At 69.2% G+C, this 12101-nt stretch carries 14 protein-coding genes; 8 read left to right on the forward strand and 6 right to left on the reverse strand.

Features of this window, described 5'->3' with window-relative positions; all coding sequences use genetic code 11:
• Positions 1-86: 86 nt before the first annotated feature.
• A complete protein-coding gene (locus ACFWYS_RS37000) occupies positions 87-1298 on the forward strand; it encodes an MFS transporter (RefSeq protein WP_384778789.1) in 1212 nt (403 codons plus the stop codon).
• 110 nt (positions 1299-1408) lie between these two features.
• Positions 1409-1831, forward strand: a complete 423-nt coding sequence (locus tag ACFWYS_RS37005) for a heme-binding protein (RefSeq protein ID WP_384778792.1) — start codon at positions 1409-1411, stop codon at positions 1829-1831.
• An 86-nt stretch (positions 1832-1917) separates the two neighbouring features.
• On the opposite strand, the gene ACFWYS_RS37010 is transcribed toward ACFWYS_RS37005, so the two are convergent.
• Entirely contained in the window at positions 1918-2784 is an 867-nt protein-coding gene (locus ACFWYS_RS37010) for a GNAT family N-acetyltransferase (protein ID WP_384778795.1), read from the reverse strand.
• A gap of 283 nt (positions 2785-3067) precedes the next feature.
• Between ACFWYS_RS37010 and ACFWYS_RS37015 the strand changes: the two genes are divergently transcribed.
• Together ACFWYS_RS37015 and ACFWYS_RS37020 are read left to right on the forward strand one after the other, a co-directional pair.
• Positions 3068-3700, forward strand: a complete 633-nt coding sequence (locus ACFWYS_RS37015) for an HAD family hydrolase (RefSeq protein WP_384778798.1) — start codon at positions 3068-3070, stop codon at positions 3698-3700.
• A gap of 392 nt (positions 3701-4092) precedes the next feature.
• A complete protein-coding gene (locus ACFWYS_RS37020; RefSeq protein WP_384778801.1) occupies positions 4093-5871 on the forward strand; it encodes a globin domain-containing protein in 1779 nt (592 codons plus the stop codon).
• 35 nt (positions 5872-5906) lie between these two features.
• On the opposite strand, the gene ACFWYS_RS37025 is transcribed toward ACFWYS_RS37020, so the two are convergent.
• The 5 genes from ACFWYS_RS37025 to ACFWYS_RS37045 form a co-directional block, all read right to left on the reverse strand.
• The gene (locus ACFWYS_RS37025; protein WP_384778804.1) at positions 5907-6389 is read right to left on the reverse strand and encodes an NUDIX domain-containing protein; all 483 of its coding nucleotides are present in this window, start codon (positions 6387-6389) and stop codon (positions 5907-5909) included.
• Between the two features lie 134 nt (positions 6390-6523).
• Positions 6524-7429: a LysR family transcriptional regulator gene (locus ACFWYS_RS37030; protein WP_384778807.1), complete on the reverse strand. Its 906-nt coding sequence runs from the start codon at positions 7427-7429 to the stop codon at positions 6524-6526.
• Between the two features lie 231 nt (positions 7430-7660).
• Positions 7661-8815, reverse strand: a complete 1155-nt coding sequence (locus tag ACFWYS_RS37035) for a cystathionine gamma-lyase (RefSeq protein ID WP_384778810.1) — start codon at positions 8813-8815, stop codon at positions 7661-7663.
• Positions 8812-9303: a low molecular weight protein-tyrosine-phosphatase gene (locus ACFWYS_RS37040; RefSeq protein ID WP_384778812.1), complete on the reverse strand. Its 492-nt coding sequence runs from the start codon at positions 9301-9303 to the stop codon at positions 8812-8814. Before ACFWYS_RS37040 ends, ACFWYS_RS37035 begins: the two co-directional genes overlap by 4 nt.
• A gap of 7 nt (positions 9304-9310) precedes the next feature.
• Positions 9311-9688: a phage holin family protein gene (locus tag ACFWYS_RS37045; RefSeq protein WP_384778815.1), complete on the reverse strand. Its 378-nt coding sequence runs from the start codon at positions 9686-9688 to the stop codon at positions 9311-9313.
• Positions 9689-9748: 60 nt separating this feature from the next.
• On the opposite strand from ACFWYS_RS37045, the gene ACFWYS_RS37050 reads away from it, so the two are divergent.
• From ACFWYS_RS37050 to ACFWYS_RS37065, 4 genes are all read left to right on the forward strand, one after another.
• On the forward strand, positions 9749-10066 hold the full coding sequence (locus ACFWYS_RS37050; RefSeq protein WP_274240896.1) for a cupin domain-containing protein: 318 nt from the start codon (positions 9749-9751) through the stop codon (positions 10064-10066).
• A gap of 160 nt (positions 10067-10226) precedes the next feature.
• Positions 10227-10439: a DUF5326 family protein gene (locus ACFWYS_RS37055; RefSeq protein WP_030048440.1), complete on the forward strand. Its 213-nt coding sequence runs from the start codon at positions 10227-10229 to the stop codon at positions 10437-10439.
• Between the two features lie 205 nt (positions 10440-10644).
• Positions 10645-11517, forward strand: a complete 873-nt coding sequence (locus ACFWYS_RS37060) for an IclR family transcriptional regulator (RefSeq protein WP_384778819.1) — start codon at positions 10645-10647, stop codon at positions 11515-11517.
• Positions 11518-11614: 97 nt separating this feature from the next.
• Positions 11615-12052 carry an SsgA family sporulation/cell division regulator gene (locus tag ACFWYS_RS37065; protein ID WP_062707976.1) on the forward strand — a complete coding sequence of 146 codons (438 nt, stop codon included), beginning with the start codon at positions 11615-11617 and terminating at the stop codon, positions 12050-12052.
• Positions 12053-12101: the final 49 nt, after the last annotated feature.

The raw sequence follows: 12101 nt of genomic DNA on the forward strand, positions 1-12101 counted from the left end.
GTCTGCGCTTGCAAGTATGACGCGTCTGCAAGTATTGTCTTCGAATGTAAAGCGCTCCTGCAATCTTCTGGAAGGTGTCACCCTCCATGCCTCTCGCGCTTCTGGCCCTCGCGATCGGGGCCTTCGGAATCGGAACGACCGAGTTTGTGATCATGGGCCTGCTGCCCGAGGTCGCGGGCGATTTCGGCGTCTCCATCCCCACCGCCGGGCTGCTCGTGACCGGCTACGCGCTCGGCGTGGTCCTCGGCGCACCCCTGATGACCGTGCTCGGCACCAAGGTGTCCCGCAAGCGGATGCTGATGCTGCTGATGGGACTCTTCATCGTCGGCAACCTGCTGTCCGCCCTCGCCCCCACCTTCGCCGCCATGCTGATCGGCCGCGTCGTCGCCTCGCTTGCCCACGGTGCCTTCTTCGGCATCGGCTCGGTCGTGGCGGCCGACCTGGTCGCCCCGGACAAGAAGGCCGGGGCCATCGCGATGATGTTCACCGGGCTGACCGTCGCCAATGTCGTCGGCGTCCCGCTGGGCACGTTCGTCGGGCAGTCCGCCGGCTGGCGCGTCACCTTCGGCATCGTCGCCGCCCTCGGCGTCGTCGGCCTGGTCGGCATCGCCAAGCTCGTCCCCGACATGCCCAAGGCTGAGGGCGTACGCCTGCGCCATGAGCTGGCCGCGTTCAAGAACGCCCAGGTCCTGCTCGCCATGGCGATGACAGTCCTCGGCTTCGGCGGCGTCTTCGCGGCCATCACCTACATCGCGCCGATGATGACCCATGTCGCCGGCTTCGCCGACGGCTCCGTGACCTGGCTGCTGGTCCTCTTCGGGCTCGGCATGGTCGGCGGCAACCTGATCGGCGGCAAGTACGCCGACCGCGCGCTGATGCCCATGCTGTACGTCTCCCTGGGCGCCCTCGCCGTCGTGCTCGTGCTCTTCACGTTCACCGCGCACAACAAGCTCCTCGCGGCCGTCACGATCGCGCTGATCGGCGCCCTGGGCTTCGCCACCGTCCCTCCACTGCAGAAGCGCGTCCTCGACCAGGCACACGGCGCCCCGACGCTGGCCTCGGCCGTGAACATCGGCGCCTTCAACCTGGGCAACGCCCTCTCGGCCTGGCTCGGCGGCCTCGTCATCGCGGCCGGCTTCGGCTACACGTCCCCCAACTGGGTCGGCGCCGCCCTCGCCGCGGCCGCGCTGCTGCTCGCGGTCCTGTCGGCCGCACTGGAGCGCCGCGACGGAGCAGCCTCCGGCACCGTCGTCACGGGCACAGCGTCCGTTGAGCACCGAGCCGCCGTACACCACTGAGCCAACCCTGGTGGGGGGGCAGGGCCGCCCCCGCACATCCCGCTCCGCGACAGCCCGTCTCAGCACCACGCCGTTTGCCTCGGAACCACACCGCAAGGAGACCGCCCCTCATGAGCACCACCAACGCCGTCGCCCCGCTGACCACCCAGGACGCCGACGTTCTCGTCGCAGCTGCCCACCGGACCGCCGAGGCCGCAGGAGTGACCGTCAGTGTCACGGTCCTGGATGCCGGAGGTCATCTGCTCGCCTTCCGGCGTGACGACCGCGCCGTCCTGATCGCCGGGGAGACCAGCACCCGCAAGGCCTACACGGCACTCCAGCTCGATGCCCCCACCGCCGAGCTCGTCGACGCCGTACAGCCCGGGGGCCTCTTCCACACCCTGCCCACCGCGCTCGACCGCCCGCTGCTCTTCATCGCAGGGGGCGTGCCGATCCACCGGGACGGTCGACTGATCGGGGCGATCGGGGTCGGCGGTGGCGCGCCCGAGCAGGATCACCGGTTCGCGACGGCCGCGATCGAGGCTCTCGTCTGACGGCACCGTCGTATCGATGACGAAACGCCGGTTCCCAAAGGGGGACCGGCGTTTCCCATGGGTGTCGCGACCCGTGGCCGCGTGCCTCAGCCGGCCGCCACCGTCAGCGGGGCGAAACGCCGGGTCCAGTCGCCGGGCAGTTCCGAGATGCCGGACGTCATGACCGTGTTGAAGGCGACGGAATCCAGGCCTCGCGCCTTCGCCCAGGCGAGAAGCTCCTCATGGCGCACGTCGATGTCGGTGCGCAACGGGCTGTCTGTGTGGGCGGCGAGGGAGGTGATGAGGGCTTTCGCGGTCTCCGTGTCACGGGCGATCAGCGGGCCCACGACCTGGGTACTCATGTTGGGCCAGGCACCCGCGTATCCGATGATCCTGCCGTTCTCCTCGGCGACGCGCAGCTGGTCGGTGAACGCGGGCAACCGCGTGATGATGTGCGTGCGCTCGGCGCCGAACACCTCTTCGTCCAGCCGGAGGATCGCGGTGAGGTCCTCGGCGGTCGCTGCCCGCGTGGCAACCTCGGGCGCCGACGCGCCGGGCCTGAAGTGCCCGCTCAGCATCTCCGCCCGGCCGGTGGGCTTGAAGCCGAGTTCCTCGTAGAGCGGTCGGCCCTTCGGCGTTGCATGCAGTGTCAGCGGGGTCGTCCCCATCGCGGAGATGACGTGACGCATCAGCCGGCGTCCGATCCCTCGGCGGGCATGCCGCTCGGCCACCAGGACCATGCCGATGGCCCCGAGGTCGGGTCGCTCCAGCGGCCCATAGGTCGTGACAACGCAGGCGCTGACGAGGCCGCCGTCGGGGTCGTCGATGCCGTAGCCCTTCCCGGCGGTGAGGAGGAATCCCCACTTGTGTTCCTCGCGGGGCCAACCCCGGTCCTCGGACAAGTCGGCGCAGGCGGTGAGGTCGCGAAGCGTCAGACGGCGGATGGGCAGAGCGGCGAGGGAAGGAGTCGGCACGCAGGTCAGGCTGTCTGACGACTGCCCTGGTCGTCCAGCTGTTTCCGGGGAGACGTACGAGCTTTTGGCCATGTCATGGCCGACCGCACAGCGCGCCGGCTGACGCCGGGTGTTTCACGTGAAACATGGACGAACGGCGGGCGTCCGTCAGGAGAGCGTCCATCGGTGGCCGCCCAGGGGGTTCGGTGGACGTTAGCCGACTCTCCTCCCATCGCCGCCCGGCCGAGTTGTTCCCGATCTCCACCCAAGGGAGCGACAGCGCCTCGCATTAGCCTCATTCCTCATGGCGAGACTTCATCTCTTCGACCTCGACGGCACCCTCCTGCACGGAACATCCGCTCCCATGGAGATATCACGGCAACTCGGGCTGGAAGCGGAGACCATGGTGCTCGAACGGGAGATCTCGGCGGGGTTGATCGGGCCACCGGAGTATGCGGCGCGGGTGCACGCACTCTGGGTGGATCTCACCGAGGACCATGTGGCGACGGCTTTCGAGGGCGCTCCATGGCTGGCCCGGATCCGTGAGGTCTGGGCGCAGATCAGGGGACAGGGCGAGTACTGCGCCGTCGTATCGCTCTCGCCCTCCTTCTTCGTGGAGCGGCTGACGGCCTGGGGCGCGCATGCGGCATACGGTTCCCGCTTTCCAGCCGTGCCGTTCACGGAGCCCGTCGACCCGGCAGGAGTGCTCAGTGCCGCGGCCAAGGTCCGCATCGCCGACCGGCTCTGCGACGAGTTCGGAGTGACCCGTGCCGACTGTGTTGCCTATGGCGACTCGCTGTCGGACAAGGACCTGTTCGGTGCCGTCCCCGTTTCCGTCGCGGTCAACGCGGACCGTCATCTGGCCGGACTCGCGACCCACTCTTACATGGGGATGGATCTATGGGAAGCCTATGAATTGGTGCGCAGTAGTCGGTAATTGAAGGAATTACCCGTTCGTCTCCTCGACCAATTCGTGAGAGAGCCAGGGGGGACTTGTGATCGGGGCGTCGGCCGGTAGGGTCGACTCCGGTTCGTGTCCGAGCTGTGATGCAGGCTCCTGGCGTGGAGCGAGCGCAAGGCAACGCAGCCTAACGGGACGGAGAGATCGAAGACCCGCATTCTCGGGTATGGGGCCGGGGCGCCCATGCGCGGTGGGATGCTGCGGTGAGAGTACTGCGGCCAATGTCACACTCTCGCCTTACTTGTCCGTACTGAGGGCGAATGCGGGTTGAATGTGGCCTCCTTGGCCACGGCAACGAACGGGGAAAGCAAGCCACGCGGGGGAAGCAGGCACCTTCCGACTGAGGAAGTGCGCAGACCGACCGAAAGATGTTCGAGGCGAGGCACACCATGGACGCTCCGACCACCACGTCGGCCGACAACGGCACTTCCGGCGGCGGGGGCGGCTGGTTCACCCCGCGCAAGCAGCCGGCGACCACCACTCCGGGCACCGAACAGGAGACGGCCGAGGGCCGCCGCCTGGCCGCGATGCGCCCGGTAGGCAGGGCAGCGACGGGCACCGGCACGGCGCCGTCGACCCAGGACGACAGCACACAGAGCGCCACGACGGACGGCCCACCAGAGGCGAACCTCGCGGACGACGGCTCCGGCCCCGGCGGCATATCGCATCCCGGCGCCCACCCCGCCCCGGAACCAGGCGCACCGGCCGCGATATCGACGCCGGCCCCGCCCGCCCCGAGTCATATGGCTCCACCGCCGGCTCCCGCCCCGCCCGCCCCAAGCCGCATGGCTCCACCGCCGGCCCCCGCCCCGCCCGTTTCAAGCCACATGGCGCCCCCATCGGCCCCCACCCCCGCTCCAGCCCAAGAGCCTCCCGCCTTCACGCAGATACCAAGCCAGGAGCCTCTGGCCACGGCCCGGGCCACAGCTCAGGCCACCACCGCGCGCCCCTCGATGTCGGGTCTCGCCTCGATGCCCCCGCCGTCCCCCCAACTGAGCGTTCCGACGCAGCGCCCCGCTCCGGCCCAACCCGCCTCCCCGGACGCCGTCCTGATCCGCCGGACGATGGCCGAGGTCGGCCCCGTGGCCGACAAGGTCACCTCGTACTTCTACGCGCTGCTCTTCGTGCGCCACCCCGACCTGCGCTCCCTGTTCCCGGCCGCGATGGACACCCAGCGCGACCGGCTGCTCAAGGCCCTGCTCACCGCCGCCGAGCACATCGACAACAAGCCCGTCCTCGTCGAGTACCTGCAGAACCTCGGCCGCGGCCACCGCAAGTACGGCACCCGGGCCGAGCACTACCCGGCCGTCGGTGAATGCCTCATCGGCTCGCTGAGCAAGTACGCCGCCGGCGTCTGGGACGCGGAGATGGAAGCCGCCTGGGTCCGGGCGTACACGACGATCTCGCAGGTCATGATCGACGCGGCCGCGGCCGACGAACTGCGCGCCCCCGCCTGGTGGTACGCGGAGGTCGTGTCGCACGATCTCAGGACCTCGGACATCGCCGTCCTCACCGTGCGCCCCGACCAGCCCTACCCCTTCCTCGCCGGGCAGTACACGAGCCTGGAGACGCCCTGGTGGCCCAGGATCTGGCGGCACTACTCCTTCGCCTCCGCGCCCCGCTCCGACGGCCTGCTGACGTTCCATGTGAAGGCCGTGCCCGCGGGCTGGGTCTCCAACGCGCTGGTGCACCGGGCCCGGCCGGGGGACATCGTCCGGCTCGGCCCGCCGGCCGGTTCGATGACCGTGGACCACACCACGGACAGCGGTCTGCTCTGCCTGGGCGGAGGCACCGGCATAGCGCCCATCAAGGCACTGGTCGAGGACGTCGCCGAGCACGGCGAACGGCGGCCGGTCGAGGTCTTCTACGGTGCCCGCACCAACCAGGACCTGTACGACATCGACACGATGCTCAGGCTCCAGCAGTCCCACCCGTGGCTGGAGGTCCGTCCCGTGGTGGACCGGCACGGACTGCTCCAGCTTCCGCACGCCATACGGGAGTTCGGGCCCTGGAACGAGTACGACGTCTATGTCTCCGGACCGCCCGGCATGATCCGCAGCGGGGTGGACGCGCTGAGGGACATCGGCGTCCCGACCGATCGCATACGCCATGACTCGGTGGAGGAACTCGTCGCCATCGGGAGCTGACGAGCCGCTGCCACCGTCGCAGCCGACCGGCGGTATCAGCCCAGGTCGGGTGCGTGCATGGCGCGGACGCCCTCGATGTTCCCGTCCAGGTAGTGCCGTAGTGACAGCGGTACGAGATGGACAGAGGCGATCCCGACCCGGGTGAACGGCACCCGCACGATCTCGTACTCGCCGATGGGCTCGTCCACCTCGGGCCCGTGCCGCAAGGACGGGTCCATCGACTCCAGTCTGCAGACGAAGAAGTGCTGGACCTTCACCCCGGTCGCCCCACCGTCCTCGCCGATGTGCTCGACGGTGTCGACGAAACAGGGCACCACATCGATGATCTTGGCACCGAGTTCCTCGTACACCTCACGGTGCAGGGCGTCGACGACAGTCGTGTCCGTCGGCTCGACCCCGCCACCGGGTGTGAGCCAGTAGGGATCCATGCCGGGCTTGGTGCGCTTGATCAGGATCAGGTCGTCACCGTCCAGCAGAACGGCGCGGGCGGTGCGCTTGACCACGGGTCGGACGGTCATGGGAGAAATGTGGCCCGGCAGGTTCCACGTGAAACATCGCGAAACGTCACCGGTCGAGCTCACGGCGTGACGGCCCCGAAATCCCTGCTCAAGCCCGGTGGGAGCAGCGGCTCACGCCCGTTGGAAACCGCAGCTCAAGCCCAGTCCGAAGCCGCTCGCAGCAGCCACTCGTGGGCCCGAGCGATGTGCGACATCGCCAGCGTGCCGGTGCGGACCACCAGAAAGTACGTCCGCAGGGGCGGCACCGGCGGTTCGTGCAGCGCGACGACGTGGCCGCGCTCCAGGGCGGTCGAGCACAGATAGCGGGGCAACACCGCAAGCCCGGCCCCCGCGGTCGTACAGGCGAGGACCGCGCGCAGGTCGGGGACGATCACGGTGCCCGGAGCGGCGGGACGGGAGTCGTAGACCGAAGCCCAGTAACGGGAGACGAAGGGCAGGGACTCGTGCACCTCCACCACCGGGATGTCCTCCAGGGCGTGCGCACCCTTGCTGCGCAGCACGCCCGCGCCGATACCGTCGGCCCAACGGGGAGCGGCGACCAGGACGTGTTCCTCGTCGCAGAGCGGAGTCGCGGTGAGCAGAGCGCCGCGCGGACGGGCCGTACTGATGGCCAGATCATGATGCCCGGCAGCGAGTCCTTCGAGGACCTCCTCGGCGTTGCCGAAGGACGCACGCAGCGCGAAGCCCTGGCCGTCCTCGCTGGTCAGCGCGGTGAGCGCGGGCAGCGCCCGCTCTGCGGTGAACTCAGGAGGGCCGGCGAGGTGCAGGGACCGTAAGGAGGACTCGTCGTCGAGGCCTGTCTCGGCGATCTCCACCAGGGCGTCGAGGTGCGGGGCCGCCTTGTGGGCGAGTTCGTCGCCGATGGTCGTCGGTGTCACCCCGCGGGCCTGCCGCAGAAACAGGGGGCGGCCCAACTGTCGTTCCAGGGTGCGGATCTGTGACGTCACGGCCGGCTGTGACAGTCCGAGCAGTGCGGCGGCGCGGGTGAAGGAGCCGGCCCGGTGCACGGTCACAAAGGTGCGCAACAAGGCCAGATCCATGCGACCCCCTCCCTGTCCCCGCCCTTCTCCCCAGCCCCCAGGGCAGGGCCCAACTATAAATAAGTCGATAGGTCGCTGTCGCTACTGTGATTGGACACTGACAGAGAGTCAACTAGCCTTGTTCGCGCGGTTCTTCGCGCGCAGAACCGAGGGCGGTCCGAGCCACGAGGGGGGAGGCTCGGACCGTCCGTTCTACGTAGCCGGACACCGGCGGACGCGGGGCACCCCGGGTCAGTGCCCCGATTCGTCCAGTGCATGCAGCACATCAGCCACCAGGTCCTCGGGATCTTCCGCGCCGACCGACATACGGACGAAACCGTCCGGTACGGCGTCGCCGCCCCAGCGTCCGCGCCGCTCGGCCGTGGACCGCACCCCGCCGAAGCTGGTCGCGTCGTCGACGAGCTTCAGGGCGTCCAGGAAACGCTCGGCACGCGGGCGCGTGGGCAGCGTGAAGGAGACCACGCAGCCGTAACCCCGCATCTGCTGCGAGGCGATCGCGTGCGAGGCGTCGCCGGGCAGCCCCGGATAGCGCACCCCGAGCTCCTCCGGCCAGTCCCGCAGCGCCTCGGCGACCGCCAGGGCAGTGGCGTTCTGCCGCTCCACACGCAGCTGGAGCGTGGCGAGGGAACGGTGCGCGAGCCAGGCCTCCATGGGCCCCGGAATCGCCCCGACGATCTTGCGCCAGCGCCGTACGGCGCCCATGGCCTCGGCGTCGCGGCCGGTGACGTATCCCAGCAGCAGGTCACCATGTCCGGTCAGCTGCTTGGTGCCGCTGGCCACCGAGAAGTCGGCACCGAGCTCCAGCGGACGCTGCCCGAGCGGCGTCGCGAGCGTGTTGTCGACGGCGACGAGGGCGCCACGCGCGTGTGCCTCCGAGACCAGCCGTCGGATGTCGCACACGTCGAGACCGGGGTTGGACGGCGTCTCGATCCACAGCAGCTTCGCGCCGTCCAGGACACCGAGCTGTGCGTCCCCGCCGGTCGGCGCCGTGCGCACCTCGATGCCGTACGCCTCCAGCTGCCCGCGCACCAGAGGCAGCGCCTGATAGCCGTCGCTGGGCAGGACGACCGCGTCCCCGGCGCGCAGCCGGGAGAAGAGCACCGACGAGATGGCGGCCATGCCCGACGCGAAGACCAGCGTCTCGACGTCGTCCTCCCCCGGCGCCTCCAACTCGCCGATGGCGCGCTCCAGATGGGTCCAGGTCGGATTGTCGTCGCGGCCGTAGGTGTACGGCCCCGTGGGCTCGCCGGGCAGGTGGTAGTGGGCGGCGAACACGGGGCCCGGCAGAGTGGGCTCGTACTTGGCGGGCTCCGGCAGCCCGGCCCGCACCGCGCGCGTGCCGTCTCCGCCGCCGTACGGCAGCCCCTGCGCCCGTGCGTCGCTCATGCCGCCCGTCCCTCCACCTGCTCGCGGACCGCCGCGAGGAGGTCCGTGCTTGCCGCCTCCACCATCTCCAAGCACTCCTCGAAGCCGTCCAGGCCGCCGTAGTACGGGTCCGGCACGTCCGGATCGTCGCCGGCAGCGGGGTCGTAGGAACGCAGCAGGCGCACCTTCGCCGCGTCCTCCGGTGAGGGCGCGAGGCGGCGCAGGGCCTTGAGGTGGCCGGTGTCGAGCGCGATGACGAGGTCGAGGCGGGCGAACCAGGACTGCTGGAACTGCCGGGCCGCGTGGTCGCTGTCGTAGCCGTGCTCTTCGAGGACGGAGACGGTACGCGGGTCGGCCGGGTCGCCCTCGTGCCAGCCGCCCGTGCCGGCGCTGTCGACCTCGACGAGCCCGCCGAGCCCGGCCTCTTCGACACGGGCGCGGAAGACGGACTCGGCCATCGGGGAGCGGCAGATGTTGCCGGTGCAGACGAAGCAGACGCGGTAGGTCATCGGATGCTCAGTCCCCGTCGGGCAGGGCGAGGTTGAGCGCCCAGGAGACGATCGAGATGATCAGGCCGCCGAGCACGGCCGTCCAGAAGCCCTCGACATGGAAACTCAGGTCGAGCTTGTCGGCGAACCACGAGGTCAGCAGCAGCATCAGCGCGTTGACGATCAGTGTGAACAGACCGAGCGTCAGGATGAGCAGCGGCAGGCTGAGGAGCTTGACTATCGGCTTCACCAGGAAGTTCACCACGCCGAAGATCAGCGCGACGAGGACCAGGGTGCCGATCTTCTTGCCCGTGCTGTCACCGGTGAGGGTGATCTTGTCGAGCAGCCAGACGGCGACCGCCAGGGCGCCCGCGTTGGCGATCGTCTTGACTACGAAATTCTTCATGTGTCTGATCGTGGCAGACGAAATCGGCCATGAGCACGGGGATGAGGGCGGACGACTGCGATGAAGGCATTCCGGCTGGATGAACTGGAGGCGGAGCGCGCCGCCAACGAGGGCGCCTACCTGCAGTTTCTGCGGGAGCGGAACATGTCGGTCGGTCTGTACGCGCTCAACGCCGGCGAGCACGATCCACAGAAGCCGCACAATCAGGACGAGGTCTACTTCGTTGTGAGCGGCCGCGCCCAGATCACCGTCGGCATGGAGACCACGCACGTGGCGCGGGGCAGCGTGGTGTACGTGCCGGCCGGGGTCGCCCACAAGTTCCACCACATCAGCGAGGACCTGAGGGTGCTCGTGGTGTTCTCTCCGCCTGAGAGCTGACCCTCGGTCTCGGGGTTCCCTAGGGGATCGATCAGGGGAGGACAAGGGCTGCGAGGCCCCCGCCGGGGCACCTGCCCGCCCTAGCATCGAGTGCAGGGAATCAGCAGATTCGCAGAATCAGGACCCGGCTTGGACGGGCGGAGAGGTAAGGACGAGGGCGATGCGTGAGATCTTCGCAGGACTGCCGTGGTGGGTGAAGTGGATCGCGGTGCCGGTCATCGCTCTGGTCGTGTTCGGCGGGCTGATAGCCAGCGTCGTCGGGTTCGTCATCGGACTGCTCTTCAAGGTGCTGGTGTTCGTGGCCCTGGTCGGTGGACTGATCTACGTCGTACGGAAGTTCACGTCGAGCTCGTCGTCGCGCAGCGACTGGTGAGGGCCGTGAGAGCCGTGGGAACCGGGAGGCGGTAACAGGAATCACCGGTTCCCTCGGGCGAGGGAAGTTTCCCGAGCAGGGCATCAGCGCGCGCTGACGGACGAATAGAGTCCGGAAATCGACGCGGGGGACGACCCCGTGAGCGGCGTGCACCCCTCCCGTGTTTCCCAGCACGGGCTCCCCCCTCGCGCTTCGGGAGTAACCCTTGGCCACGGTTGACACCGCACCTTCAGAACCCCACACACCCGTACGACGACCGCCGCCCTCCGTGCCCCAGGTACCGCGACAGGCGTCCCCGACACCCCCACCGACACCCCCCGAGCAGCCACACTCCGCGACGCTCATCGGATCCGTCCAGCGCGCGATGCGCCTGCTGGAATGCGTCGCCGAGCACGAGTACGGCGCTCCCGCCAAGCAACTCGCCCGCGAGACCGGGCTGGCGCTGCCCACCGCGTACCACCTGTTGCGCACCCTGGTGCACGAGGGCTATCTGCGCCGCGACAAAGGGCTGTTCTTCCTCGGCGAGGCCGCTGTGCGGCTGGGCAGCAGTGGAGCCCAGCAGAAACGTCGCAGCACGGTCGCCGAGGCGCTCGCCCAGTGCCGGGACGCCATCGGCGTCCCCGTGTACTACGCCCTCTACCGCGACGGCGAGATCGAGGTCATGTGCGTCTCCGACAGCCCGGGCACTCCGGCGGTCGAGGAGTGGGCAGACTTCCGTGAGACGGGCCACGCGCACGCCATCGGTCAATGCCTGCTGTCCCAGCTGGACGAAGACGCCCGCCGGGACCACCTCGCGCGCCATCCCGTGCAGGCCATCACCCCGTACACGGTGCGCGACAGCCGCACCCTGCTGCGCCGCCTCGAACGGATCCGGCGGATGGAGACGGTGACCGAGCGCCAGGAGTACGCGCTGGGCACGGTGTGCGCGGCGATCCCGATCACCGTGGGCACAACGGCCGCGACGATGGCCATTTCCCTGCCGGCCCACCAGGCCGACCGGCTGCTGCCGGCGGCGCGGCAGTTGCAGGACGAGGTCGGGCGGCTCCTGGGGTCACTCTCGATCTCTATCAGTATGTGAAAACTCACTCCTTGTGATCTCTCGTGTACGTTCAGCAAGATTCCACCAGTGTCGGGTTCCGTTCCCGGCCAGTCGAAGGCAAACGACGGGGTAGGCGATGCGCGAGTCCGTACAGGCAGAGGTCATGATGAGCTTTCTCGTCTCGGAGGAGCTTTCCTTCCGCATCCCGGTGGAGCTGCGCTACGAGACCTGTGATCCCTATGCCGTACGTCTGACCTTCCATCTGCCCGGCGATGCCCCGGTGACCTGGGCATTCGGGCGTGAGCTGCTGGTCGACGGGGTGGGGCGGCCGTGCGGGGAGGGCGATGTGCGGGTCTCTCCGGCGGGTTCCGAGACGCTGGGTGACGTTCTGATCCGCCTTCAGGTCGGCGCCGACCAGGCGCTGTTCCGCTCCTCGGTGGCGCCGCTCGTGGCCTTCCTGGACCGCACCGACAAGCTGGTGCCGCTCGGGCAGGAGGGCGCGCTCGCCGACTTCGACGCCCACCTCGACGAGGCCCTGGACCGCATCCTGGCGGAGGAGCAGAGTGCCGGCTGACGTGTCGCACCGGTGAGGGTGGCGGTGGCGTAACGCTTCAGCGGCGCAC

The sequence above is a fragment of the Streptomyces sp. NPDC059010 genome, assembly GCF_042740355.1.
GTDB lineage: Bacteria > Actinomycetota > Actinomycetes > Streptomycetales > Streptomycetaceae > Streptomyces.